The sequence below is a fragment of the Paramagnetospirillum marisnigri genome, assembly GCF_001650715.1.
GTDB classification, from domain to species: domain Bacteria; phylum Pseudomonadota; class Alphaproteobacteria; order Rhodospirillales; family Magnetospirillaceae; genus Phaeospirillum; species Phaeospirillum marisnigri.
In genome coordinates, this window is sequence record NZ_LWQT01000044.1 from 128,855 (window position 1) to 154,327 (window position 25,473).

Below are 25,473 nucleotides of genomic sequence, written 5' to 3' on the forward strand. Positions count from 1 at the left end.
TCTGAAGCCCCACCCCGGCCCCCCTCCCGACCTCCCCCCGCGCGGATCGCGTGGGGGGAGGTCGGGAGGGGGGCGAACGCTACCGCTTCAGCGGCTTGTACTTGATGCGGTGGGGCTGGTCGGCCTCGGCGCCCAGGCGGCGCTTGCGGTCGGCCTCGTAGTCCTGGTAGTTGCCCTCGAACCACACCACCTGGGAATCGCCCTCGAAGGCCAGGATGTGGGTGGCGACGCGATCCAGGAAGAAACGATCGTGGCTGATGACCACGGCGCAGCCGGGGAATTCGGCCAGCGCGTCTTCCAGGGCCGACAGGGTTTCCACGTCCAGGTCGTTGGTGGGTTCGTCCAGCAGGATGACGTTGGCAGGACGGCTCAGCATCTTGGCGAGGTGGACGCGGTTACGCTCGCCGCCCGACAGGATGCCCACCTTCTTCTGCTGGTCGGCGCCCTTGAAGTTGAACAGGCCGGCATAGGCGCGGGAATTGATCTTGCGCCGTCCCAGGTCGATTTCCTCCTGGCCATCGGAGATTTCCTGGAAGACGGTCTTGTCCGGGTCCAGCGAATCGCGGCTTTGGTCCACATAGCCCAGAACCACGGTCTCGCCCACGGTGAAGGTGCCGGTGGTGGGCGTCTCGGCGCCGGTGATCATGCGGAACAAGGTGGTCTTGCCCGCGCCATTGGGGCCGATGATGCCGACGATACCGCCGGGCGGCAGGCGGAAGTTCAGGTTCTCGTAAAGCAGATTGTCGCCGAAGGCCTTGGAGACGTTCTCGGCCTCGATCACCTTGCCGCCCAGACGGGGGCCGGGCGGGATGGAGATGACGGCGGGGCCGGTGGCCTTTTCCTGGGACTTGTTGACCAGATCCTCGAAGGCGGAAATACGGGCCTTGCTCTTGGTCTGGCGGGCCTTGGGGGAAGAGCGCACCCATTCCAGCTCGTCGCGGATGGCGCGCATGCGGGCGGTCTCTTCCCGCTCTTCCTGCTCCAGGCGCTTGCCCTTCTGCTCCAGCCAGCTGGTGTAGTTGCCCTCGTAGGGGATGCCGTGGCCGCGCTCCAGTTCCAGGATCCAGCCGGTGACATTGTCCAGGAAGTAGCGGTCGTGGGTGACCATCACCACCGTGCCGGAATAATCCTCCAGGAAGCGTTCCAGCCAGGCCACCGATTCGGCGTCGAGATGGTTGGTGGGCTCGTCCAGCAGCAGCATGTCGGGATGCGACAGCAGCAGGCGGCACAGGGCGACGCGGCGCCGTTCACCGCCCGAGAGCGTGGCGACCTCGGCGTCGCCGGGCGGGCAGCGCAGGGCGTCCATGGCGATTTCCAGGGTGCGGGTCAGGTCCCAGGCGTTGAGATGGTCGATCTTTTCCTGCAACTCGCCCTGTTCGGCGATCAGGTCATTCATCTCGTCGTCGGAGAGCTCCTCGGCGAATCTGGCCGAGACTTCCTCGAAGCGGTCCAGCAGCGCCTTGGTGTCGGCCACCGCCTCCATGACATTGCCCAGCACGTCCTTGGTGGGGTCGAGATGGGGTTCCTGCGACAGATAGCCGATCTTGACGCCCTCGGCCGCCCAGGCCTCACCACCATATTCCTTGTCGATGCCCGCCATGATCTTGAGCAGGGTGGACTTGCCCGCGCCGTTGACGCCCAGGACGCCGATCTTGGCGCCAGGCAGGAAGCTGAGGGTCAGCCCCTTCATGATCTCCTTCCCACCGGGATAGGCCTTGGTGAGATTCTTCATGACATAGACGTATTGGTACGAGGCCATCGGGCTTCTCCGCTTCGGGCTGGGCATGCTTGGGCAATGGAGTAGACGCAAGCCCCGCCCAGGTCAAGCGTGGGGAGGGTGACACATTCAGTGCGGTTGCTCCCCGGCCCGCCATGGGAGTACCCTTTAAAGAAAACAGGGAAAATCGCCGAGGGGAGAACACGGCCATGGCTAAAACGCACAAGATCGCGCTGGCCCTGCAAGGGGGTGGTGTGCATGGGGCCTTTACCTGGGGGGTGCTGGATGCCCTGCTGGACGAAGCAGCCCAGGGACATCTGGACATCGTCGGTGTCAGTGGTTCGTCGTCAGGAGCCCTGAGCGCCACCGCCCTGGTCTACGGCTTCCACGAAGGGGCCGCCCTGCCGGGTCCGGCCACGGCGCGGACCAAGCGCATGGCCGAGGCGGCGCGGGCCAAGATTCGCGAGCTGTGGGAAACCGTGGCGCGCACCGCCTTCTGGGGCGGCAACCCCTTCGTCGCCGCCATCGGACTCGCGCCGGACTGGAATATCGACGAAACCGCCGCCGCCCGCTGGGCCGATGTGTCGCTGGCGTCGGGCCATCCCACCGAAACCGGGTTGGGGGCAACCCTGAACACGGTGTTGCGCGAGGTGCTGCCCGAGATTCCCGCCATCTTCGCCCTGCCGCAGCCCGGAACCCCCATGCTGGTGGTGGCCGCCACCGATGTGGTCGATTGTCGCCGCCAGTTGTTCGTGGACGGCGCCGTCGCCCCCGATGTCATCCGCGCCACCAGCGCCCTGCCCACCAGCTTCCAGATGGGGGCGGCGGGGGGACGGGCCTATTGGGATGGCGGTTATATGGGCAATCCGCCGCTCACCCCCTTGATCGAGTGCCTGCACGAGAACGACGCGCACGATCTGCTGGTGGTGACCATGAATCCGCTGCGGCGTGAAACCGTGCCCCATGGGCCGCGCCAGATTCTCGACCGGATGAACGAAGTCACCTTCAATTCATCGCTGATCCACGAGGTCAACGCCATCGAGACCATCAACCGGCTGATCGATGCCGGGCTGGTCAAGGAATCCCCTGGCCGCGAGCGTCCCTACCACCGCATCAACCTGCATCGCATCCATTCGGACGAAGAGATCGCCAAGCTGGGCATCTATTCCAAGGATGCCCCATCGTGGGATTTCCTGGTGCATCTGCATGGGCTGGGGCGCGCCGCCTTCCAGGCCTCCTGGCCGACCATCAAGCCGACACTGGGCAAGTCGTCGTCGTGGGACACCACCGCCATGTGCGACAGCATCCTGGCGCGCAAGGCCATCACCACCCGCGAGCGGGGATAGAAAAAAGGGGGCGCTTTGGCGCCCCCTCCACCCCATGGTGAACCGGTCCGTCTGGTCCTATTCCGCCGCCAGGGCGAAACGGGTCGGCCGGTTGTCCTGGTCCTGGTCGTGCTCCTGATGGATGGCCACCAGGAAGCTTTCCACCTCGCGGCGCAGGTCATCGGCCTGGCGCCCCAGTTCGGTGGCGGCGGCCAGCACCTCGTCGGCGGTCATGCCCGCCAGATGGGCGGCTTCGCTGACATCGGAAATATTGCTGGACACCTCGGTGGTGCCGACCGAGGCCTGCTCGATGCTCCGCGCGATTTCGGTGGTGGCGGCGGCCTGCTGTTCCACCGCCTCGGCCACCGTCCCGGAAATGCTGTCGATGTCGCTGATGGTGCGCACGATGGCGGCAATGGCGGCGGCGGCATTTTCCGCCGCCGACTGGACTTCGAGAATCTGCGAGGAAATCTCGTCGGTGGCGCGCGAGGTCTGGTTGGCCAGGGTCTTGACCTCGTTGGCGACCACGGCGAAGCCCTTGCCGGCCTCGCCGGCGCGGGCGGCCTCGATGGTGGCGTTCAGCGCCAGCAGATTGGTCTGGGACGCGATGTCGTTGATGAGTTGCACCACCTCGCCGATACGTCCGGCCGCGGCGGTCAGTCCGCCGACGATCTCGGTTCCGCGCTCGGCTTCGTTCACCGCCGTCTTGGCGAAGTTGGTGGAGACTTCCACCTGGCGGGCGATCTCGGCCTCGGAGGCGTGCAGCTCTTCCGTGGCGGCGGCCACGGTCTGGACGCTCATGGCGGCCTGGTTGGCCGCCTCGGCAACGGTGGAAGACTGCTGACTGGTCTGGCTCGCCACCGCCGACATGGTCTGGCTGGTGGTCTGAAGCTGGGTGGCGGCGGCGCCCACCGACTTCACCACGCCGGACACCTTGGCGTCGAACTCGGCCGCCAACTGCACCAGACGGCGCTGACGGGCCAGGTCGGCTTCCTGGCGGCGGTTCTTTTCCTCGGCGGTCTTGGCGGCGGCCTCGATATGGGAGCGGAACACCAGCAGGCCACGGGCCAGGGCGCCGATCTCGTCCTTGCGGTCGATATAGTGAACCTCGGCGGTGGCGTCATCCAGGGCGAGGCGGTCCAGGGTATTGGTCACGTCGCGCAAGGGGCGGGTGATGCCGCGTCCCACCCAGGCGGCGATGCTCCAGACCACCGCCAGGATGACCAGGGCGGCGGCGGCGAAGCTGATGGCGCGGCCCTGGAAGGCGGCGCTGACATCATCGATATAGATGCCGCTGCCGATCACCCAGCCCCAGGGCGCGAAGGATTGAACGAAGGACAGTTTGCCGACCGGTTGGGTGGCGCCCGGCTTGGGCCACTGGTAGTAGACGAAGCCCGCGCCCTTCTCCTTGGCGACGCGGTTGAATTCCTGGAAGATCAGCTTTCCGTCGGGATCCTTCATTTCGCCGACCGAAGTGCCCACCAGCTTGCGGTTGGGGTGGGCCAGCATCACCGAATCACTGACGCGATGGACCCAGAAATACTCGGTGCCCTCGTAGCGCAGGCGATCCACCGCCGACAGCGCCGCCGCCTGCGCCTCGTCGCGGGTCATCTTGCCCGAGCGTTCCTGTTCCTCGAACCAGGCCAGCAGGGAATTGCCGGTTTCAACCAGATGACGAGTCTTGACCTCGCGGTCGTCCATCAGGTCATGGCGGGTCTGCACCAGACTGGCGGCCACCACCGCCAGGACGCCACAGAGCGCGGTCAATACGATAAGCCGCAACCGAATGCCGATTCGCATGACTGATTTCCCCTGCCTCAAGCCCGGTATTCCGGACGATTCCGCTTCGCGCCAGCGCGCGTCGGTTGATTCTTGAGCTTGGCTTGTAGGGGTGAATAAATCAGCAGTCAATTGCCGATTTGGATTATTTACAATTCAAATACACGCCGCTATTATACAGACGTATCGCCATCTACTCCGTATGGATCGGGCAGGGTGAAGCGGAAGCAGCTTCCCTGGCCTGGGACCGACTCAACCCAGATACGACCGCCATACCGTCCGACCACGCGCTTGCACACCGCCAGGCCGATGCCGGTTCCTTCCGTCTCGTTCCGGCCCTGCAGGCGCTGGAAGATCTGGAAGATGCGCTCGCTGAACTGGGGCTCGATCCCCATGCCGTTATCCTGGATCGTGAATTCCCACTGCCCCTTGCTGCGCATGGCCGACAGGGTGATGCGGGGGGCCCGGTCCGGGTGGCGGTATTTGATGGCATTGGCCACCAGATTCTGGAACAGGCGCACGAATTCTCCCCCGTCGACCCGCAGCGACGGCATGGTTGTGTCGCGGATGATCTCGGCGCCGCTTTCCTCGATGGCCACGGTCAGATTGCCGAGCGCGCTCTCCAGGGGATTTTCCAGGGAAATGGGGGTGTCGGGCAGGGCCGTGCGGCCGATGCGGGAATAGTCCAGCAGATCGCGGATCAGGCGGTCCATGCGCTGGGCGCCGTCCTTGGCGAAGGCGATGTATTCGCGGGATTCCTCGTCCAGGCGATCGGCGATGCGGCGCTCCAGCAGGCCGAGGAAGCTGCTGACCATGCGCAGCGGCTCGCGCAGATCGTGGCTGGCCACATAGGCGAACTGTTCCAGGTCGGCATTGGAGCGCTCCAGCTCCGCGGTCTTCTGGGCAAGCTGGGCGCGGACCTTCTTGCGGGTGGTGATGTCGCGAGTAATGCCGCGATGGCCAACCACCGAGCCGGCACCGTCCATGATGGGGGACAGGCTGATCTCGGTCTCAATCTCCTCCGCTCCCGGCAGGCGCAGGGTCAGTTCTAGGCGCTGGACGCCCTCGGCCATGGCGGCCTTGACCCTGTCGGCGTCATTGGGGCGGCACAGATCGGCGAGGTAGCGGCCCTTCAGGCTGTCGGGCGTGCATTTCAGCAGGTCGAGGCAGCGGGGACTGACATAGGTAAAGCAGCCATTGCCATCGGTTTCCCAGATCAGGTCCGAGATGTTTTCCACCAGATTGCGGAATTTCTGCTCGCCAGCCCGCAATCGGGCCTCGTTCTCGCGCAGGATGCTCGCCATGGCCTCGGACCGGGCTAGTTCCAGTTCCAGGCTGCGGCGGCTGAGATAGAGGTCGAGGAAGATATTGACCTTGGATCGCAGGATGAAGTCGTCCACCGGCTTTTGGATGTACTCCACCGCGCCGACGCTATAGCCGCGCTTGCGGTGCAATTCGTCGGAATAGGAGGCGGTGACGAAAATCAGCGGCACCTGGGCGGTCTTGGGCTCGCCGCGCAGCAGCTCCGCCAGTTCGTAGCCGTCCATGCCCGGCATGTCCACATCCAGCAGGATCACCGCGAAATCGTGTTCCAGGCAAAGCGCCAGGGCATCGTTGCCACCAACGGCGGTCAGGACGTCGGCATCGGTCTTGGCCAGAATGGTCCGCATGGCCAGCAGATTGGCGGGCCGATCGTCCACGGCGAGAATCTTGGGTTTGGCGGTGGTATGGGTCATTCCGGGAATCCTCCGCCACGGCCCCGGCACAGGGATATCATCAGGAAGGCGATGCGGTCGGGCTGGGCGATCCAATGGGCGGCGCCGAGCGCGATGGCGGCGTCAGGCATTTCGGGAGCGGTGGCGCCGTCGGGGTCCTGGACGATGCACAATCCCCCATTGGCCTTGACGGCCGCCATTCCGGCGGCGCCATCGGCATTGGCGCCGGTCAGCAGGATGGCGGCCAGGGAGCGGCCCCAGGCCTCGGCGGCGGACTCCATGAAGACGTCGATGGAGGGGCGGGCATTAAGCACCTTGGCATCGGCGGACAGCGAGAAGGTGTGGTCCGCTTCCATGAGCAGATGATAGTCGGGTGGCGCGATATAGACGGTTCCCGCCTGGGCCGGGAGCCGCTCTTCCGCCTCGACCACCGGCAATCGGCAGTCGCGTCGCAACGCCGCCGCCATGTTGCCGCCGTCATTGGCGCCCAGATGGGCGACCACCACCACCGGGGCGGGGAAACCTTCGGGCAGTTCCGGCAAGATGGCGTGCAGCGCATTCAGTCCCCCGGCCGAGCAGCCGATGGCGAAGGCGTGGATAGGGCCTTGGGCGGGGTCGGCGGCGGTCACGGCGGCGGCACTCCTTGCCGCTTGCGGTAAAGGCGCAAGCTGGCGTCCACCGGCTGGAAGGCATTGGCGGCGGCGCTGAACGCCAGGTTCTCCTTGGTGCCAAGGCACAAGAAACCGCCGCGCGACAGGCTGGTATCGAACAGGCCCAGCACCCGGTCCTGAAGCTGGCGATCGAAATAGATCAGCACATTGCGGCAGACCACCAGATTGACTTCGCAGAACACACCGTCCGAAACCAGATTGTGATGGGCGAAGGAGATGCGTTGCTTGATGGCGGCATCGATCTTGGCGAAGCCGTAGCCCAGGCTGAAATAGGCGACCAGAGCCTTGGTTCCCCCGGCCTTCAGGTAGTTCTCGGTGTATTTTTCGATCAGCTTGGCGGGGAAGATGCCCTCTTCCGCCTTGGCCAGGGCCTGGTCGTTGATGTCGGTGGCGTAGATCTGGGTCTTGTGCAGCAGGCCGACCTCTTCCAGCAGGATGGCCAGGGAATAGACCTCCTCGCCGGTGGCGCAGCCCGCCTGCCAAATGTTGATGCGGGGATAGGTGGCCAGCACCGGTACCAGCTGCTCGCGGATGGCCTTGAACACCGATGGGTCGCGGAACATCTCGGTCACCGGCACCGACAGGCCGGAGAGGACTTCCGGCAGCAGGCTGTCGTCGTAGAGCAGGCGCGGAATCAGCTCGGCGACGGTGGCGCAGCCCAGCTTGATGGCCAGTCCCGCCGCCCGGCGCCGCAGCGAGGCACGGGCATAGCCGCGAAAGTCATAGCCGTGGCGTCGGGCCAGGGCTTCCAGGAACAGGTCCAGCTCGATGGCGTGAAGATTACTCGCGCGGCCTGGCATCAGCGGCCTCCTTCAGGCGCGCCGCCATCATCACCAGCAGCCGGTCCACGTCCACCGGCTTGGCCATATAGTCGTTGGCGCCGGCGTCCAGGCAATTGGCGCGGTCACCCGCCATGGCCTTGGCGGTCAGCGCGATGATGGGCAGGTGGGCAAAGCGCGGGCGCTTGCGGATTTCGTGCATGGTCTGGTAGCCGTCCATACCGGGCATCATGATATCCATCAGCACCACATCGATGCGTTCCTGGCTGTCGAGATGGGCCAGGGCCTTGGCGCCGTCCTGGGCGATCAACGCCTTCAGCCCCTTGGCACGCAGAACCTTGGACAGGGCGAAGGCGTTGCGCATGTCGTCATCCACCACCAGCACCGTGGTCCCCGGCAGCAGGTCCATTCTGGCGGGGGCGCAGGGAGGAGCGGCCGCGATGGTCTTATCCCGGCCCAGACGGGCTTCGACACTGTGCAGGAACAAGCTGACCTCGTCCAGCAGCCGGTCGGGCGAGCGGGCGCCCTGGATGACGATGCTGTCGGTGAACTCGCGGATGCGCATAGTGTCTTCCGCCGACAGGTCCGAAGCGGAATGGACGATCACGGCGGGCAGCTCGATCCTGTCGCGGGCGGCCTGCTCCAGCAATTCCGCCCCGCTCATGTCGGGCAGCGAAGGGTCGAGGATCAGGCAGTCGAACCGGTGATTCCGCAACAGGGCCAGGGCGGCGGCACCGTTGCCGCAGGCCAGGATGTCGAGGCCGAGCCCGCCCAGGATGCGCATCACGGCATCGGCGGCCTCGCTGTCGGCATCCGCCAGCAGGACGCGGCGCTGTCCGGAGGGGCGGGCCCGCAGCAACTGATCGAAGGCGGCTTCGATCCGTTCCTTGGGGGCGGGCTTGGCCAGGAATCCGATGGCCCCCGCCTGACTGGCCCGCAACTTCTCGTCGGCGGCGGAGATCACATGCACCGGTATCGCGGCGGTTTCCGGTGACTGGCGGAGCGTTTCGATCACCCCCCAGCCATCCAGGTCCGGAAGTCCGATATCGAGGATGATGCCCGAGGGAAGGTGCTGGCGGGCCAGGGCGACGCCCTCACCGCCATTGGCGGCCGCCAGGGTACGGAAACCGCGCTTTTGCGCCAGATCGCAGACGATGTTGCGGAAGGTGGCGTCATCCTCGACCACCAGCAGCAGCGGTGTCCCTCCCGTCGCCGCCGCGCTTGCCGGGGGCTCGATGGGGCGGGGCGTCGGCTCGGGCTCGGCCGCGGAAGCTGCCGTGGCGCCTTCCAGCGGAATCACCAGGGTGAACGTGCTGCCCAGACCGGGAGTGCTGGCCGCCAGCACGTCGCCGCCCATCAGCCGCGCCAGTTGCCGCGAAATGGTCAGGCCCAGCCCGGTGCCGCCGAACTGGCGGGAACTGCTGCCGTCCACCTGCTCGAAGGCACGGAACACCCGGGCGAGGTCGGCCTCGGTGATGCCGATGCCACTGTCCTTGACCGTCAGCGCCAGGGCGCCCTGGCCACCGCCCGCGCATCCGGCGGCGGTCCGCTCGGCGGTGGTGGCGGAGGAGAGACGGACCGTCACGCCCCCCTTGGTGGTGAATTTGAGGGCATTGCCCACCAGATTGTTGACCACCTGCTCGATCTTGCCGCGATCGCCGCGCCAGATGGCGGGCAGTCCGGCTTCCTCCTCGATGGTCAGGGACAGGCCCTTGTCCTGGGCGACTGGCAGGAAACGGCGGCGGATCATGCCGATCAGGCTGTCGCTGGGAATGTCGCCCAGGTTCAGCGACATCTTGCCCGCCTCGATCTTGGACAGGTCGAGGATCTCGTTGATCAGCGACAGCAGGGTCGAGCCGCTTTCGTGGACCACGCGGGCCGATTCCACCTGATCCTCGGTCAGATTGCCCTGATCGTTGTCGGCCAGGCTCTTGGACAGGATCAGCAGGCTGTTGAGCGGCGTGCGCAGTTCGTGGCTCATATTGGCCAGGAATTCGGACTTGTAGCGGCTGGCCTGGTCCAATTCCACCGCGCGGCGGTCAGCCTCGGCCCGGGCGGTCTCCAGCGCCTCGCCACGCTCTTCCAGGGCCTCGCCCTTCAGGCGCAGTTCCTCGTTGGCGGCCTGCAGCGCTTCTTGCTGCATCCGCAACTCCTCTTCCGACGCCCGCAATTCCTCATTGGCCGATTGCAGGGCTTCGCTCTGGCTGCGCAACTCCTCTTCCGAGCTTCGCAATTCCTCGGCCTGGACCTGGGTCTGGGCCAGCAGGTCGCGGGTCCTCCGGTTGCGTTCGAGGATTTCCAGATTCAGTCCCAATATGGGCAGGGATTCGTCCAGCAGACCGCGCTGACCCTCATCCAAGGGCGCCAGGGTCGCGAGTTCAATGACCGCCAGAACATGGCCACGCATGATCACCGGGACCGCCAGCACCAGTCGCGGCAGTGCCTCGCCCAATCCCGAACGCACCCGCAGATAGTCACTGGGCAGGCCGTCGCGGCTGATCAGCGACTTGGAGAGGACCGCCTGACCCGCCAGGCCGTCGCCCGCCCGGAACGGCGGCACTTGCCCGGAGTGCCCCCAGGCGGCGACGGCGTCGAACACCGGTTCGTTCTCGCGTCTCAGATGGAACAGGGCCTGGACGGCGCCAAGGGCGGGGGCCAGGCGTTCAAGGGCGGCTTGACCGAATTGGAGCGGGCTTTCAGCGGGCTGGAGGTCCGCCGAAAGCTGGGCAATTTCGGCTTTGATCCAGCGTTGGCGATACAGCCTTTGGGCCGCGCCCTTGAAGACCTCCACCGCACGGGCCATGGCGGCCAGTTCACCTCGGCCGGTCTGGTTGGAGATGGTCACGTCCAGATTGCCATCGGCCAGTTCCGCCATGCATTCGCGCAGATGCTGCAGCGGCCCGACGATGGAGCGGGTGATCACCCGGGCGGTGATGAAACCCAGCGCCAGCAGACCGGCCAGGGTCAGCAGGATTTGCCGGATGGCCGCCTGGCGTTCCTGCTCGATGCGGGTGTTGAACTCGGCCGCCTTGTTCAGGGCGAACAGATAGATGGTGTCGAGATTGTCGCGCAGACCCAGATAAAGCGGGCGGCTGACCTCGCCGAGGCCGGCGGTGGCCAGGTCGATGCGGCCTTGGCGAACCAGCGAGATGACATGGTTGCGTGACTCGCGCCAGCGGGCCATTTCCTCGCCCAGTTGCCGGACATCTTCGGGCCTGCCCAGATACTGACGCCGTATCACGTCGATATTGGTTTCGATGTCGAAATCGGCGGCTGCCACCATCCCGACGATCTGCTCGATCTCGGCCGGGCTTTGTGCCCGCAGCAGGCCCAGCATGTCGGCACGGATGCCGTTGACGCTGGCGCGCAGCTGGACCAGTGCGTTGGTGACGGTGAAGGGATGGGCATACATATCCGATGCCAGCTCGGCCATGGTCCCCATGGTCCGAACCGCCAGGGCGGCCATGACGACAGTCAGCATCAGGACCACGGCAAATCCCGCGATCAGGCGAGTAACGATCTTGGTCTGGCGTGCTTGCAAGATAAGGGGGAACCCCTGAAACAAAATGTGTCGGCGCGAATTCATATCAAACAAATGTGGCTTGGGGCTATATCGCTCATGTCACTTAATCGTCCCTTAACCTGGACGATGATAGGGTTCCCGGGACCGAGGGAACCGGGTTCATGCCGTCCATGTCCGTTCATTTCTCCGATGGCTTGCTGGATCGGCGTCGCAGACGCCGGATCGGCGATATTGTCGTGACCATTGCCTGCCTGGCCTGGATCGCCCTGTCCGGATGGGCCTTCTTTGGCGATGTGCCGGACGAGATCACCGACAACCACACATCCAAGGCCATGCAGGACCGCATGAAGGCCTGCGAGGGCAGCTTCCAGAAGCGCTATGAATGCAAGCAGCGTCTGTTGCTGGATGGCGAGCGCTGGGGCTTCGCCGTGGCGGTCAACCGCATCATGCTGATCTGCGCGCCGCCCATCACCGCCTGGATCGTCTGGTCGGCCATCAAGCGGCGCGGCGAATAGGCTTTCAGAGAATGACGCCGACCACAGCGGCGGTCAGGCACGAGGCCAGGGTTCCCGAGACGATGGAGCGCCCGCCCAGAGCCACGATCTCCGAGCGGCGCTCGGGCGCCATCACCGACAGCCCGGCAATCAGGATGCCCAGCGATCCCAGATTGGCGAAGCCGCACAGGCCATAGGTCATCAGCAACCGCGAGCGCTCGCTGAGCGCGTCCGGCGGCAGGCGGGCCAGTTCCAGATAGGCCAGCAGCTCGTTCAGCACGATCTTGGTGCCCATCAAGGCCCCGGCCGTCACCATCTCGGCGGCGGGAACGCCCATCAGCCAGGCCACGGGGGCCATGGCCCAGCCCAGCAGCCGTTGCAGGGTCACGGGCGCGTCCATCAGGCTCGGCCCCAGCGCCAGGGCGGCGTTGGCCAGGCTGACCAGGGCCACCAGCACGATCAGCATGGCGACGATGCCCACCAGCAGCCGCACCCCGTCCAGGGTGCCCTTGACCACCGCGTCCATGGAGCTTTCGTAGGAATGGGCCTCGGCGAGATGGGCGGCGCCGGTCCGCGCCGCGTCGGGAATCATGATCTTGCCGACCATGATGGCGGCGGGCACCGAGATCAGCGAGGCGGTCAGCAGATGGCCGATGGGATCGGGCACCACCCCGGCCAGGAAGGTGGCATAAAGCACCATCACGGTTCCGGCGATGGTGGACATGCCGGTGGTCATCACCAGGAACAGCTCGCCCCGCGACAGTTGGGCGAGATAGGGCCGCACCAGCAGCGGCGCCTCGATCATGCCCATGAAGGCGGTGGCCGAGGCCGAGATGCCCACCGCGCCGCCGACGCCCATGCTGCGTTCCAGCAGGCGCGACGCCATGCGCACCACCCAGGGCAGGATGCGCCAGTGATAGAGCAGGGCGGACAGGGCGCTGATCAGCAGCACCATGGGCAGCGCCTGGAAGGCCAGCACGAATCCGGCCGCCGGGTCGGTGATGGACCAGGGCGCCGGGCCGCCGCCCACATAGCCGAACACGAAGCTGGTCCCCGCCCGCGTCGCGGTCTGCAGCGAGTCCACCGCGTGGTTGAGGGCGAGGAACAGGCCTTGCGCCGCCGGGACCTTGAGCAGCAGCAGCGCCATCAGCATTTGCAGGCCGATACCCGCCACCACCACCCGCCAGGAGACCGCCCGGCGGTTCTCGGACAGGGCGACGGCGACCCCGGTCAACACCAGGATACCCAACAGGCTTTGGATCATGTTGGGGTCCCCCACCCCAGCCCTCCCCGCAAGGGGGGAGGGCGATACGCCCAGGCGGTTATTCCGCCGCCGCGGGCTTGTCGGTGTGATAGATCTCGGCGCCGTCCTTGACGAACTTCTCGCTCATCTCGGCCATCCCCGCCTCGGCATTGGCGAAGTCGCGCACTTCCTGGCTGATCTTCATGGAGCAGAATTTCGGGCCGCACATGGAGCAGAAATGGGCCAGCTTGGCGCCCTCGGCGGGCAAATGCTGGTCATGGAACTGCAAGGCCTTTTCCGGGTCCAGCGACAGGTTGAACTGGTCCTTCCAGCGGAACTCGAAGCGGGCGCGGGACAGAGCGTTGTCGCGCAGTTGCGCCCCGGGATGGCCCTTGGCCAGATCGGCGGCATGGGCGGCCAGCTTGTAGGTGACCACGCCTTCGCGCACATCCTGCTTGTCGGGCAGGCCCAGATGCTCCTTGGGGGTGACGTAGCACAGCATGGCGGTGCCGAACCAACCGATCATGGCGGCGCCGATGGCGCTGGTGATGTGGTCGTAGCCCGGCGCGATATCTGTGACCAGCGGCCCGAGGGTGTAGAACGGCGCCTCGCCGCACAGCTCGATCTGCTTTTCCACGTTCTTCTTGATCTTGTGCATGGGCACATGACCGGGGCCTTCGATGATCACCTGGCAGTCATGGGCCCAGGCCTTGTGGGTCAGCTCGCCCAGGGTCTCCAGCTCGCCGAACTGGGCCGCGTCATTGGCGTCGGCGATGGAGCCGGGACGCAGGCCGTCGCCCAGCGAAAATCCCACGTCATAGGACTTCAGCAGCTCGCAGATATCCTCGAAATGGGTATAGAGGAAGTTTTCCTTGTGATGCGCCAGGCACCACTTGGCCATGATCGAGCCACCCCGGCTGACGATGCCGGTGGTGCGCTTGGCGGTCAGCGGGATATAGCGCAGCAGCACGCCGGCATGGATGGTGAAGTAATCGACGCCCTGTTCCGCCTGCTCGATCAGGGTGTCGCGGAAGATTTCCCAGGTCAGTTCCTCGGCCTTGCCGCCCACCTTCTCCAGCGCCTGATAGATCGGCACGGTGCCGATGGGGACGGGGCTGTTGCGGATGATCCATTCGCGGGTGGCGTGGATATGCCGCCCGGTGGACAGGTCCATCACCGTGTCGGCGCCCCAGCGGGTGGCCCACACCATCTTCTCCACCTCTTCCTCCACCGAGGAGGCGACGGCGGAATTGCCGATATTGGCGTTGATCTTGGTCAGGAAGTTGCGGCCGATGATCATCGGCTCGGCTTCGGGGTGGTTGACATTGGCGGGCAGCACGGCGCGGCCGCGGGCGATCTCGGCGCGGACGAATTCCGGCGTCACCTCGTCGGGGATGTCGGCGCCGAAATCCTCGCCGTCGCGGGCGATGGCGGCGGCCTTCAACTCGGCGAGCTTCATATTCTCGCGGATGGCGACATATTCCATCTCGGGAGTGATCAGTCCGGCGCGGGCATAGGCCAGTTGGGTCGGCGCCTTGCCTGCCTTGGCGCGGAGCGGCCGCAGCCCGGCGCGGTCGAACACCGGCACGCCGATGGTCTCGCCCGGCTTCAGGCCGTCATCCTCGGGCTTGTGGGCGCGGCCCTCGTAATGCTCGACATCGCCGCGTTCCAAAATCCACTGGGCGCGCAGACGCTCCAGGCCCTTGGCGATGTCGATCTTCGCCGTGGGATCGGTATAGGGGCCGGAACAGTCATAGACCCGCACCGGTTCCTCGCCGCAGCCGGGCGTCAGGTCGATCTCGCGCATGGCGACCCGGATATCGGGGCGCGAGCCCTCCACATGGATCTTGCGCGACCCCGGCAGCGGGCCGGTGGTGATCTTCAGGGCGGCGTCGAGGGATGCGGTATCGGGCATGGTCGTGTTCTTTCCACCAGGGCGAGGGGGAAATTCCGACGACGGAAGGCGGAAGAGCGAGGTTCCGATCCCTTCGCCGGAATGACCCGGATCAGGTTCCAAGGGTCGCCGGCATGGTTTCCGGCCTCTCAGCCCCAGTCATGGGGCTCCCCTTCGGAATGCCGACAGTGGGCCGCGCGGGCGGCCAAAGTCAAGCCTCACAAACCCCTAAAATTCAGTCATCTTCATAGATGCCCTTTTCCGCCGTCTTATGGCAGGCGACGCAATTGGACTTGGTCACCACATCGGGCCGCTTCCATTCCGATTCGGGCAGGCGATGCTTGCGCAGGAAGGCTGCGGTCTCGGTGATGCGCAGGGGCGTCTCGTCGGCCCGCAGCCGACTCAGGATCTTGTGGCCCATACGGCCGCCTTGGGGGCCGTCGGCGGCGCTCTCGGCCAGGACCTTGCGGATATGGGCGGCCTTGTCGGGGGCCAGGGTGGCGTTGTCGCCGAAATGGTCGGCCAGATTGGCCATCATCTTGTCCCAGGACCGGGCGGGCAGGAAGGCGGGCTGGAACGCCATGTGGCATTCGCCGCAGGCCGCCTTGGTCAGGGGATCGGTGATGGGCGGCGCGAAATCGGCCAGGGCGGGGGAGGCGACGAGGCAGAGGAGAAGGGCGAGCTTTTTCATCATGCGGGTCCTGTTGAACGTGTCATCCCGAGCATATGCGAGGGATCTTCGCCTGGATTGGCCATGCCATGTCGGAACCAGTGGTTCAGGCCGGGATTCCTCCGGCCAGGGGCCGTCGGAATGACAGGAAAGATTGGTCACTTCATCATCAGGAAGGTGAGGTAGTCGCCCTTTTCCCGGGCGGTGCAGGCGCGGCCCAGCACGGTCTGGCAGTCACGGGTGAAGCGTTCCTCCACCTTGGCGGCATCGGTGAAGCGCTTGGCATTGGCCGAGGCCGCCATGGGCTCGATCACCCGGCCGGTCTTGGCGTGGCGGCCCGCTGCCCTGGGATCGGGGGTGTGGCAGGTGGAGCAGGACGCGAAATCGGCCGAGGCGGTGTTCTTCGACAGATACAGCGCCTCGCCGCGCGCCGCCGACAGGGTCTCGCCCGCTTCCTTGCCATAGGCGGCGGCGATGGCGGGATCGGCGGCCCAGGCGGGAAGGCTGATCAGTCCGACCGCCAGCAGGGCGGCAGCGCCGGTCAGGAACTCGCGGATGCGCCGTCCCTGGAAGATCCAGGCGATGATGAGGCCATGGGCGATCACCAGCCACAACCCGGCTTCGGCGATGGCTTCATGCAGGTCCTCGGCCACCGGGACACCGTCGGCGATGACGCCGGTCAGCGCGCCCAGCGCCAGGGCGGGCAGCAGCAGCGCCGCCATCCAGGCGAACAGGGGATTGCGGCCGGGCTTGGCCCAGGTGAATTTCGGACGCGGCAACCGCAGCGGGCCGGAGCTTGACCCGATCAGGGCCAGCGCCAGCCTGAGCGTCAGGGCGCACAGCACCCAGTAGCCGGAAAAGACATGCATGGCATAGGTGTCCTCGTCGGCGGTGACATAGGCCACCACGAATCCCCCGGCCAGGGCGGCATGCCAGAGGCGCAGCAGGGTGAACTCGACGCGCGGGCTCATTGGTGATGCTCCCATTCCGCCGCCTTGATGGGGCCGTGGGCCGAGGCGGAATAACCGAAGGCCAGCACCGCGACGAAGACGGTGGCGGCCAGTCCCTGTAAGATCATCTTGGCCAGCATGGCGAAACTCCTGGTGGCGTGGGTCAACTGTCGCCACCATAGCCAGCGCCACCTGAACTCCCCATGACCCACCGGTTCATGGACGGTTCATGCAACCCGGATCATTGTGAGTGAACCGCGTCATGGCCGGGCTTGACCCGGCCATCCCCGCGAGACGACTCTGGACCCTCGGGTCGAGCCCGAGGGTGACGGCAAATCGGGATGGTTGGGATGAGGCGCTTCCTGTCAGGCATGGTGCTCGCTCTATTGCTGCTCGCCTCCCCGGCCCGGGCGGGCGATCACGACGACGCGCGCCGTGCCGTTCTGGCGGGGGAAATCCTGCCGCTGACCACCATCCTGGACCGCGTGAACGCCGACTATCCCGGCGAGTTGATCGAGGCCGAGCTGGAACGCAAGCACGGCCGCATGGTCTATGAAATCAAGCAGATGACCCGGGACGGCAAGCTGATGAAGCTGTACTACGATGCCCGTGATGGCTCGCGGATATCGGCCAAGGAAAAGCCATGAGGGTGCTGGTGGTGGAAGACGAGCCGCAACTGACGCTGCGGCTGCAACACGCCCTGGAAGCCGCCGGTTTCGCGGTGGATACCGCCTATGATGGCGAGGAGGGCCTGTATCTGGGCGAAACCGAGTCCTATGACGCGGCGGTGCTCGATCTCGGCCTGCCCAAGCTGGACGGCGTCAGCGTTCTGGGCCGCTGGCGCGAGGCGGGCCGCGCCCTGCCGGTGCTGGTGCTGACGGCGCGCAACCGCTGGGCCGACAAATCGGCCGCCTTCGCCGCCGGGGCCGATGATTACGTCACCAAGCCCTTCGAGATGGAGGAGGTGGTGACGCGGCTGCGCGCCCTGATCCGTCGTGCCGCCGGTCATGCCTCGCCCGAGATCACTTGCGGCCCGTTGCGCATCGACACCATCGGCGGCCGGGCCAGCCTGGACGGCATGCCGGTGGCGCTTACCGCCCAGGAATTCCGCATTCTCTCCTATCTCGCCCATCATCAGGGCCGGGTGGTGGGACGCGGCGAACTGGTGGAACACGTCTATGACCGCAATGCCGACCCCGATTCCAACGTGCTGGACGTGTTGGTCGCGCGCATCCGCCGCAAGCTGGGGATCGAGGTCATCCACACCCTGCGCGGCCAGGGCTGGCGCATGGACCCGCCATCGTGACTCCGCCCCCCCTTCCGATTGCCGAAGGCAGCCCTCTCCCCATCCCTTCCCCACCCAAGGCGGGGGAGGGGGCGATATCGCTGCGCGTCCGCCTGATCCTGGCGGCGGTGCTGTGGCTGGCGCTGGCGCTCGGCGTGGGCGGGGTGGTGCTGGGCCATGCCTTCCGCGACGCCGCCGACCACGGCTTCAACGAGCGGCTCGGCGCCCATCTGCGCGCCCTGTCGGCGGTGGTGGAAGTAGCCGAGGGCGGCGCCGTCACCGTCGGCCGCCCGGTGGGCGAACCCCGCTTCGAGCAGGCCTATTCCGGCTGGTACTGGCAGGTGTCGGACGGCACCAAGGTGCTGGCGCGTTCGCGCTCGCTGTGGGATTTCGCCTTGCCGGTGGTGACGGCCTCCCAGCCCGGCGCCGTCCATGTCCGGCGCGAATCCGGGCCGCGCGGCGAGGTGCTGGCCCTGGTGGAGCGCGATCTGGTGTTTCCCGGCGCGTCGACGCCGCTGCATCTGGCGGTGGCGGCCGAGCGCCGCGAGGTGGAGGCCGAAATCGCCCGCTTCGATCTGCTGCTGGCCCTGTCGGCGGGCGGCCTGGGCCTGGGGCTGGTGGCGGCGGTGGCGCTACAGATCGGCTTCGGGCTGCGGCCGTTGGGCCGCCTGGCCGCCGAGTTGAAGACCTTGCGGGCCACCGGCGGACGTCTGGATGGCCCGGTTCCGGCCGAGGTGGCGCCGCTGGTGGCCGCCGTCAACCAGGTGCTGGACCACGACGCCGCCCTGATCGCGCGGGCCAGGACCCATATGGGCAATCTGGCCCATGGGCTGAAGACGCCGTTGGCGGTGCTGGAGGCCGAACTGGCCGCCCCCAATCCCGATCGCGCCGTCATGGCGGCCCAGGCCGAGCGGCTGGCCCGGCTGGTGGACGTGCATCTGGGCCGCGCCCGCGCCGAGGCGGTGGCCTCGGCTCCGGCCATGGGCGAGGCGCTGGTGGCGCCGCTGGCGGCGGATATCGCCGCCGCCCTGGGCAAGATTCACGCCGGACGCGGGCTTGGCCTGGACCTGGATTGCGATCCCGCCGCCCGCCTGCCCGGCTCGGCCGACGACGTGGCGGAAATCCTCGGCAACCTGATGGATAATGCCTGCAAATGGTCGAAAGTCCGGGTGCGGGTCATTGCCGATGCCCACGGCGTGACGGTGGAGGATGACGGCCCCGGCCTGTCCCCCGAGCAGGTGGTGGCGGCGACACGGCGCGGTATCCGCCTGGACGAGGCGGCGCCCGGTTCGGGCCTGGGCCTCGCCATCGTCGCCGATCTCGCCGATGCCCTTGGCCTCGACCTGGAGTTCGGCCGCTCCGATCTGGGCGGTCTCAAGGTGCGCGTCGGGCCATCCGCTGCTAGACTGCGGCCGGATTGAGCATAAGGAGTCCCCATGGCGCCTAGGACGGTGACGCTGATCCTTGACGCGGACTTGGCCCGGCGTTTCGACGCCTATGTCGCCGAGCGCGGCGGCGACGAGGCGGCGGCGCTGGAACATGCCCTGGTCGCCTTCCTCGATGCCGAGGACAAGGCCCGCGGCCTGGCCGAGGCGGTGGCGGCCGCCGCGCGCGAAGGCGACGAGTCCCCGGCCCCCGCCCGTTCCCACGATGATATTCGCCGCTGGCTGCTGAGTTGGGGCAGCGAGTCCGAGAAGAAGCAGGGCGGCACGTGCTGACGCCGTGGTGGTCGGACGCAGCGCTGGACGATCTTTACCGCATCCGCGCCGGGTTGGATTCCGGGGCCGCCGCCCGGGTGGGCCGCATCATCGCCGAAGCCGTCGACGCCCTGGCCGAATTCCCCGAACGTGGCCGTCCGGGCACGGCACCGGGCACCCGCGAACTGCCGCTGCCGGGTCTGCCCTGGCGGCTGGTTCATCGGGTGATGGAAGACCGGATCAGGCTGCTACGACTTCTCGGCTGAGTCCTTGACCGCCGGAAGCTGCTTTTCGCTCGCATCCTTCCTGGCCTTGCGCAACGCGCGCGGCACAGCCATGCCCGCCGCCATGACCGGCGACAGATAGGGGCTGCGGCCTTCGGGCAGGCGCACGGGCTGCAGGCCCGCCTGATTCAGCGCGTCGATGATTTCCCGAAATTCTGCCGGTCCCAGCATCCTTGGCCTCGGTTCATTGAACTATGACGCCAGTCTGCACCATCAGGGGCAGGGGTGGCGAGTGGATTTTGTGCGGTGCAGCATTTTCATGAGGACATGGCTGCCATCCACTGATGACTCTACCACGAATCCGGGCTAACTTCCCGCTCTTCCCTTCAACAGAAAGCATGCGTGCCATGTCCGATCTTTCCGATTTCGCCCGTTCCGCCACCGCCTGGCCGTTCCAGGAGGCTCGTTCCCTGTTGGACGACCGGCTGAAGGGCGCGAAACCGGAAAAAGGCTATGTGCTGTTCGAGACCGGCTACGGCCCGTCGGGGCTGCCCCATATCGGCACCTTCGGCGAGGTGGCGCGCACCACCATGGTACGCCGCGCCTTCGCCTTGCTGGCGCCCGAGATACCCACCCGCCTGTTCGCCTTTTCCGACGACATGGACGGGCTGCGCAAGGTGCCCGACAACATCCCCAACCAGGAGATGGTGCGCCAACACCTGGGCAAGCCGCTGACCCGCATTCCCGATCCCTTCGGGACCCATGAGAGCTTCGGCCATCACAACAATGCCCGCCTGCGCTCGTTCCTCGACGCCTTCGGCTTCGAATACGAGTTCCAGTCCGCCACCGACTGGTATCTGTCGGGCCGGTTCGACCAGGCCCTGCTGGGCGTGCTGCGCCACTATGACGAGGTCATCAACGTGGTGCTGCCCACATTGGGTGACGAGCGCCGCGCCACCTATTCGCCCTTCCTGCCGGTCTGCCCCGAGACCGGCGTGGTGCTGCAGGTGCCGGTGGTGGAGCGCAACCTGGACGCGGGCACCATCGTCTACAAGCGCGACGACGGCAAGCTGATCGAGACCCCGGTCACCGGCGGCGCCTGCAAGCTGCAATGGAAGGCCGATTGGGGCATGCGCTGGGTGGCGCTGGGCGTCGACTACGAGATGAGCGGCAAGGACCTGATTCCCTCGGTGGAGCTGTCCACCCGCATCGCGAAAATCCTGGGTGGCCGCCCGCCCATGAACCTGACCTACGAGCTGTTCCTGGACGATCGGGGCCAGAAGATCTCCAAGTCCAAGGGCAATGGTTTGGCGGTGGAGGACTGGCTGAAATACGCGCCGCAGGAGAGCCTGGCCCTGTTCATGTACCAGAAGCCCAAGACCGCCAAGCGGCTGTTCTTCGACGTGATTCCGCGCGCCGTCGACGACTATCTGACCTTCCTCGGCAAATTCCCCGCCGAGGACGCCGCCAAGCGGCTGGACAATCCGGTGTGGCACATCCATGGCGGCAAGCCCCCGGCCGAGGACGCCCATCTGTCCTTCAACATCCTGACCAATCTGGTGGGCGTCTGCCGTTCGGAGGAGCCCGCGGTGATCTGGGGCTTCATCAAGCGCTACGCCCCCGAAGCCACGCCCGACAATGCCCCCATCCTCAACGGGCTGGTGGGCTATGCCCTGGCCTATTACCGCGATTTCGTGAAGCCCAGCCTCAAATACCGCAAGGCGACGCCCGACGAGGCCGCCGCCTTCGCCGACCTCAAGGCCGGGCTGGAAAAGCTGGGTCCCGCCGCCTCGGCAGAGGATATCCAGAATCTGGTCTACGAGATCGGCAAGCGCGAGTGCTTCGCCGACCTCAAATCCTGGTTCAAGACCTGCTACGAGGTGCTGCTGGGCAATGACCAGGGGCCGCGCATGGGCAGCTTCATCAAGCTGTACGGCGTCGCCGAGACCGTCGCCCTGCTGGACAAGGCGGTCAAGGGCGAGGACATGGCGTAGCGATTGCCGCCGGTTCGCTGACGAACCGGCGGTTGCCTTGCGGCCCGCCTTGGGGCACTCTCACGGCTCCTTAGACATCCGCCAAGCAAGAGGTTCACACCCATGGCCGCCATCACCCTCAAGGGCAATCCCATCAACACCAACGGCAATCTGCCCGCCGTCGGCGCCGCCGCTCCCGCTTTCTCGCTGACCGGCGTCGATCTGGCCGATGTCACCCTGGACGCGGTTGCCGGGCAGACCGTGGTGCTGAACATCTTCCCCAGCATCGACACCCCCACCTGTGCCGCCTCGGTACGCCGCTTCAACGCCGAGCTGGACAAGCTGGGCAGTGTCGCCGTGCTGTGCGTTTCCGCCGATCTGCCCTTCGCCCATAAGCGCTTCTGCGGCGCCGAGGGGCTGGAACGGGTCAAGTCCCTGTCCGACATGCGCGACAAGGGCTTCGGCGAGCGCTATGGCGTCAAGATCGTCGACGGCCCGCTGGCCGGTCTGCTGGCCCGCGCCGTGGTGGTGATCAAGGGCGGCAAGGTCGCTTATACCCAACTGGTGCCGGAAATCGCCGAAGAGCCCAATTACGAGGCCGCCATCGCCGTGGCCAAGCAGTAAAGTCGGAAACGAGAACGCCCCCTGGCCTTTGGGCCAGGGGGCTTTTTCATGCATTGGCTACAGCGCCACGGTGGCCGAGACCGCCGCCAGCCCTTCCAGGGTGGATTTGTTGCCCTGGATGGCGGTGCGCTGCATGTAGAAGCGCAATCCGCGCAGGCCGCCCAATTCCTCGCCGCCGCCCGCCCGGCCCGGCCCGCCATGGACGCAATGGGGCATCACCACGCCGTGGCCGGTCTGGCTGGCCGCCACGGTGGCGTCCACCACCAGCACCCGGCCATGGGCGGTGGCGATGGCGGGAACGAAGGTGGAGGTGAAGGCGCTGTCGCCGGAAAACACCGAGGCGGCGAGACTGCCGCCGCCTTTGCGGGCCAGGGCGATGGCCTGTTCCATGGAATCATAGGGCATCAGGGTGGCGACGGGGCCGAACACTTCCACCTCGTGCACCGCATGGGCCTCGGTGGGCAGGTCGCATAGCAGCAGGGTGGGGGGCAGGAAATTTCCCTTGGCCTCGCCGCCGCCCGCCACCACCCTTGCTTCGGCGGCCAGCCTGACCAGCCCGTCCAGGGCGGCCCGGGTCTGGCTGGCATTGACCAGCGGCCCCATGCGGATATCGGGATCGCGGGGGTCACCCTGCTTGATCTTGGCGAAGGCGGCGCCCATGGCCGCCGTCACCGCCTCGACCCGGTTGCGTGGCACCAGGATACGGCGGATGGCGGTGCATTTCTGGCCCGACTTGACGGTGAGTTCGCGTACCACCTCCTTGATGAAGGCGGTGAATTCCGGTGAGTCGGGGGTGACGTCGGGGCCCAGGGCGCAGAGGTTGAGGCTGTCGGCCTCCACCGCGAAACGGATGTTGGAGGTGGTCACGTTGGGGTGGGAGCGCAACATCAGGGCGGTGTCGGCCGAGCCGGTGAAGGCGACCACGTCGCCGGGCTTCAGGTGGTCCATCAGATCGCGGCCGCCGCCGCACAGCAGCGACAGGGCGCCCTCGGGCAGCACATTGGCCGCGATCACGTCCTTGACCATCTCATAGGCCAGCAGGGCGGTGGCGGTGGCGGGCTTGGCCAGGAAGGGCACCCCGGCGAGAAGGGAGACCGCCGCCTTCTCCCACAATCCCCAGGACGGGAAGTTGAAGGCGTTGATGTGGACGGCGGCGCCGTGCACCGTGGTCCACAGATGGATGGAGCGGAAATTCTCGTCCTTGGACAACTGGTCGGAGCCCGCTTCCACCAGGGTGTGGACCTCGCCCAGCTTGCGCCCCAGCGAGGCGTAGTATTTGAGGGTGCCGATGCCGCCATCCACGTCCAGCATGGCGTCCATGGCGGTATTGCCGGAATTGGCCAGGGCGATGGCGTTGTAGCGCTCGCGGTTCTCGGCCAGCACGCCCGCCACGGCGTTGATCAGACCGGCCCGGGCGGCGAAGGTCAGCGCCCTGAGCGCCGGGCCGCCCTTGGCGCGGGCGAAATCCAGCGCCTCGGCCAGATCGAGTCCGTCGCCCGAGGCGGTGGCCAATTCCTCGCCGGTGACCGGGTCGGTCAGTTGGGCGCCGGGGCCGCTTCCGTCCTGCCAACGCCCGGCGAGATAGCTTTGCAGTCTGATCATGGGGTGAGTCCTTCAACGAAACGCGCGATGGCGGCCAGGGTGGTGTCGGGCTGGTCCTTGTGGGGGGAGTGGCGGCACTTGTCCAGCAGCACCACCTCCACCGAACCGCCGCATTTGGCCTGGATGGAGTCGTATTGCACGGCGGAGCCGTATTCGTCGTCCCTGCCCTGGATCACCATCACCGGCACGCGGATGCCGGGCAGGAATTCCTCCAGGTTCCAGGCCATGAAGTCGGGGTCGAGCCAGGCGCCGTTCCAGCCCCAGAAGGCGCAATCCACGTTGTCGTGGTGCAGCCCGATCAGGCGGGCGCGCAGATCGCCGCTCTCATAGGCGGTCTTGGCGAGGCGGATGGAAGCGACGCAGACCTCTTCGTTCATCACATGGGGCGCCATGGCCACCACGCCAAGGACGGTGGGGGCGGGGGTGCCGCCCGCATGGATCAGGCTGATGGAGGCGCCGTCGGAATGACCCACCAGCACCACCGGCCCCAGGTCCAGGGTCTCCAGCAGCCGGGGCAGCACGTCGAGTCCCTCGTGATGCATATAGGTGAGCGGGCGCGGCAGCGGCACCGGCGAGGATTTGCCGTAACCCCGGCGGGAATAGACGAAGATCCCGCAGCCGGTGGCCTCGGCCAGCTTTTCCGGGAAGCCCTTCCAGATGGCGACGCAGCCCAGCCCTTCGTGCAACAGCACCAGACTCGGCCGCCCGGCGACGCGCGGATGCAGCCATTTGTATTCCAGCACCTGATCGCCGAGATCGATGGTGCCGTGGGTGTGCTCGCGCCACATTTATTTATTCCGGGTGAAGTCGATCTTGCCGCCAGGCAGCAGATAGAGCACCAGGGATTCCCCCTCGCTCACCGTGGGGCGGTGGGCGCTGTCGGGGCCATAGACCACCCAGCCCTTGGGCGAACCGTCAAATCTGGCGGTGGGCGTGATGGGCATCACCATGTCGATCTCGCCCTCGGGATGGCGGTGATGGGGTCCTGCCAGGTCCTTCATCAGCACCACATCGACGGAATAGCCCGCCAGATCTGGGGTGGCCTCGATGACGCGGCCGTAGCGGATGCCGCCATGTTCCTTGTCGCACATCCAGCCCTCGGCCACGCCCTGGTGGCAGGCGGCCTCGATGGCCTTGAAGGTCTCGCCCTCGGGGGGAAACTGGGCGGCGAGGAAGGCTTTCAGGTCGTCGTCGACGGCGCGGCCCGCGATGGAGGAGGTGATGGTGGACACCAGCGCCTGGAATTGGGTCTTGGACACGTCAAAGCCTCCGCCTGCTGAACTTGCTGCACTATAGCACCTACATCGC

At 66.5% G+C, this 25,473-nt stretch carries 24 protein-coding genes and 1 riboswitch; of the genes, 9 read left to right on the forward strand and 15 right to left on the reverse strand.

The window, feature by feature from the left end; translation table 11 throughout:
- Nucleotides 1–79: 79 nt before the first annotated feature.
- A complete protein-coding gene (gene ettA, locus A6A04_RS06425; protein ID WP_068491051.1) occupies nucleotides 80–1,759 on the reverse strand; it encodes an energy-dependent translational throttle protein EttA in 1,680 nt (559 codons plus the stop codon).
- Between the two features lie 167 nt (nucleotides 1,760–1,926).
- Between ettA and A6A04_RS06430 the strand changes: the two genes are divergently transcribed.
- Entirely contained in the window at nucleotides 1,927–3,063 is a 1,137-nt protein-coding gene (locus A6A04_RS06430; protein ID WP_068491055.1) for a patatin-like phospholipase family protein, read from the forward strand.
- Nucleotides 3,064–3,120: 57 nt separating this feature from the next.
- On the opposite strand, the gene A6A04_RS06435 is transcribed toward A6A04_RS06430, so the two are convergent.
- From A6A04_RS06435 to A6A04_RS06455, 5 genes are all read right to left on the reverse strand, one after another.
- Nucleotides 3,121–4,842 carry a methyl-accepting chemotaxis protein gene (locus A6A04_RS06435; RefSeq protein WP_068491057.1) on the reverse strand — a complete coding sequence of 574 codons (1,722 nt, stop codon included), beginning with the start codon at nucleotides 4,840–4,842 and terminating at the stop codon, nucleotides 3,121–3,123.
- A gap of 152 nt (nucleotides 4,843–4,994) precedes the next feature.
- Complete coding sequence (locus A6A04_RS06440) at nucleotides 4,995–6,557, reverse strand: sensor histidine kinase (RefSeq protein WP_068491058.1); 1,563 nt, start codon at nucleotides 6,555–6,557, stop codon at nucleotides 4,995–4,997.
- Nucleotides 6,554–7,165, reverse strand: coding sequence for a chemotaxis protein CheB (locus tag A6A04_RS06445; RefSeq protein WP_245651100.1), 612 nt, complete (start codon nucleotides 7,163–7,165; stop codon nucleotides 6,554–6,556). Before A6A04_RS06445 ends, A6A04_RS06440 begins: the two co-directional genes overlap by 4 nt.
- Nucleotides 7,162–8,007, reverse strand: a complete 846-nt coding sequence (locus A6A04_RS06450) for a CheR family methyltransferase (RefSeq protein ID WP_068491060.1) — start codon at nucleotides 8,005–8,007, stop codon at nucleotides 7,162–7,164. Before A6A04_RS06450 ends, A6A04_RS06445 begins: the two co-directional genes overlap by 4 nt.
- The gene (locus A6A04_RS06455) at nucleotides 7,988–11,527 is read right to left on the reverse strand and encodes a response regulator (RefSeq protein WP_172822737.1); all 3,540 of its coding nucleotides are present in this window, start codon (nucleotides 11,525–11,527) and stop codon (nucleotides 7,988–7,990) included. Before A6A04_RS06455 ends, A6A04_RS06450 begins: the two co-directional genes overlap by 20 nt.
- A 143-nt stretch (nucleotides 11,528–11,670) precedes the next feature.
- Between A6A04_RS06455 and A6A04_RS06460 the strand changes: the two genes are divergently transcribed.
- The gene (locus A6A04_RS06460) at nucleotides 11,671–12,024 is read left to right on the forward strand and encodes a hypothetical protein (protein WP_068491061.1); all 354 of its coding nucleotides are present in this window, start codon (nucleotides 11,671–11,673) and stop codon (nucleotides 12,022–12,024) included.
- Nucleotides 12,025–12,028: 4 nt separating this feature from the next.
- On the opposite strand, the gene A6A04_RS06465 is transcribed toward A6A04_RS06460, so the two are convergent.
- The 5 genes from A6A04_RS06465 to A6A04_RS22235 all read right to left on the reverse strand — a co-directional run bounded on the left by A6A04_RS06465 (nucleotide 12,029) and on the right by A6A04_RS22235 (nucleotide 16,927).
- Nucleotides 12,029–13,267 (reverse strand): NupC/NupG family nucleoside CNT transporter, encoded by a 1,239-nt coding sequence (locus A6A04_RS06465; protein WP_068491063.1) that lies wholly within the window; start codon nucleotides 13,265–13,267, stop codon nucleotides 12,029–12,031.
- Nucleotides 13,268–13,325: 58 nt separating this feature from the next.
- Nucleotides 13,326–15,161, reverse strand: a complete 1,836-nt coding sequence (thiC, locus tag A6A04_RS06470; protein WP_068491065.1) for a phosphomethylpyrimidine synthase ThiC — start codon at nucleotides 15,159–15,161, stop codon at nucleotides 13,326–13,328.
- Between the two features lie 51 nt (nucleotides 15,162–15,212).
- A riboswitch (TPP riboswitch) is annotated at nucleotides 15,213–15,324 on the reverse strand.
- Between the two features lie 51 nt (nucleotides 15,325–15,375).
- A complete protein-coding gene (locus A6A04_RS06475; RefSeq protein ID WP_245651101.1) occupies nucleotides 15,376–15,834 on the reverse strand; it encodes a diheme cytochrome c in 459 nt (152 codons plus the stop codon).
- A 134-nt stretch (nucleotides 15,835–15,968) separates the two neighbouring features.
- Nucleotides 15,969–16,781, reverse strand: a complete 813-nt coding sequence (locus A6A04_RS06480; protein ID WP_068491069.1) for a DUF1924 domain-containing protein — start codon at nucleotides 16,779–16,781, stop codon at nucleotides 15,969–15,971.
- Nucleotides 16,778–16,927, reverse strand: a complete 150-nt coding sequence (locus tag A6A04_RS22235; RefSeq protein WP_156612497.1) for a hypothetical protein — start codon at nucleotides 16,925–16,927, stop codon at nucleotides 16,778–16,780. The genes A6A04_RS06480 and A6A04_RS22235 overlap by 4 nt, the downstream gene beginning before the upstream one ends.
- 183 nt (nucleotides 16,928–17,110) lie before the next feature.
- Here A6A04_RS22235 and A6A04_RS06485 point away from each other — a divergent pair, with 183 nt between their 5' ends.
- Genes A6A04_RS06485 through A6A04_RS06505 form a run of 5 tightly spaced genes read left to right on the forward strand, consistent with a single transcriptional unit; the run spans nucleotide 17,111 to nucleotide 20,008 of the window.
- Entirely contained in the window at nucleotides 17,111–17,407 is a 297-nt protein-coding gene (locus A6A04_RS06485) for a PepSY domain-containing protein (protein ID WP_082914749.1), read from the forward strand.
- Nucleotides 17,404–18,066, forward strand: a complete 663-nt coding sequence (locus A6A04_RS06490) for a response regulator transcription factor (protein ID WP_068491071.1) — start codon at nucleotides 17,404–17,406, stop codon at nucleotides 18,064–18,066. The genes A6A04_RS06485 and A6A04_RS06490 overlap by 4 nt, the downstream gene beginning before the upstream one ends.
- On the forward strand, nucleotides 18,063–19,466 hold the full coding sequence (locus tag A6A04_RS06495; RefSeq protein ID WP_245651102.1) for an ATP-binding protein: 1,404 nt from the start codon (nucleotides 18,063–18,065) through the stop codon (nucleotides 19,464–19,466). Before A6A04_RS06490 ends, A6A04_RS06495 begins: the two co-directional genes overlap by 4 nt.
- 15 nt (nucleotides 19,467–19,481) lie before the next feature.
- Nucleotides 19,482–19,763: a hypothetical protein gene (locus tag A6A04_RS06500; protein ID WP_068491072.1), complete on the forward strand. Its 282-nt coding sequence runs from the start codon at nucleotides 19,482–19,484 to the stop codon at nucleotides 19,761–19,763.
- Nucleotides 19,757–20,008, forward strand: coding sequence for a type II toxin-antitoxin system RelE/ParE family toxin (locus A6A04_RS06505; protein WP_156612498.1), 252 nt, complete (start codon nucleotides 19,757–19,759; stop codon nucleotides 20,006–20,008). The genes A6A04_RS06500 and A6A04_RS06505 overlap by 7 nt, the downstream gene beginning before the upstream one ends.
- Here A6A04_RS06505 and A6A04_RS06510 read toward each other — a convergent pair.
- The gene (locus tag A6A04_RS06510; protein ID WP_068491074.1) at nucleotides 19,991–20,197 is read right to left on the reverse strand and encodes a hypothetical protein; all 207 of its coding nucleotides are present in this window, start codon (nucleotides 20,195–20,197) and stop codon (nucleotides 19,991–19,993) included. The genes A6A04_RS06505 and A6A04_RS06510 overlap by 18 nt on opposite strands.
- Nucleotides 20,198–20,373: 176 nt before the next feature.
- Between A6A04_RS06510 and A6A04_RS06515 the strand changes: the two genes are divergently transcribed.
- Both A6A04_RS06515 and tpx read left to right on the forward strand, forming a co-directional pair.
- Complete coding sequence (locus A6A04_RS06515; RefSeq protein ID WP_068491076.1) at nucleotides 20,374–21,960, forward strand: lysine--tRNA ligase; 1,587 nt, start codon at nucleotides 20,374–20,376, stop codon at nucleotides 21,958–21,960.
- Between the two features lie 102 nt (nucleotides 21,961–22,062).
- Complete coding sequence (tpx, locus tag A6A04_RS06520; RefSeq protein WP_068491077.1) at nucleotides 22,063–22,563, forward strand: thiol peroxidase; 501 nt, start codon at nucleotides 22,063–22,065, stop codon at nucleotides 22,561–22,563.
- A gap of 57 nt (nucleotides 22,564–22,620) precedes the next feature.
- Here the strand turns inward: tpx and A6A04_RS06525 are convergent, their stop codons facing one another.
- The 3 genes from A6A04_RS06525 to A6A04_RS06535 are packed head-to-tail and all read right to left on the reverse strand — an operon-like array spanning nucleotide 22,621 to nucleotide 25,424.
- Nucleotides 22,621–24,165, reverse strand: coding sequence for a 3,4-dehydroadipyl-CoA semialdehyde dehydrogenase (locus tag A6A04_RS06525; RefSeq protein ID WP_068491079.1), 1,545 nt, complete (start codon nucleotides 24,163–24,165; stop codon nucleotides 22,621–22,623).
- Nucleotides 24,162–24,953, reverse strand: a complete 792-nt coding sequence (locus A6A04_RS06530; protein WP_068491081.1) for an alpha/beta fold hydrolase — start codon at nucleotides 24,951–24,953, stop codon at nucleotides 24,162–24,164. Before A6A04_RS06530 ends, A6A04_RS06525 begins: the two co-directional genes overlap by 4 nt.
- A complete protein-coding gene (locus tag A6A04_RS06535) occupies nucleotides 24,954–25,424 on the reverse strand; it encodes a 4-hydroxylaminobenzoate lyase (RefSeq protein WP_068491083.1) in 471 nt (156 codons plus the stop codon).
- Between the last annotated feature and the right edge of the window lie 49 nt (nucleotides 25,425–25,473).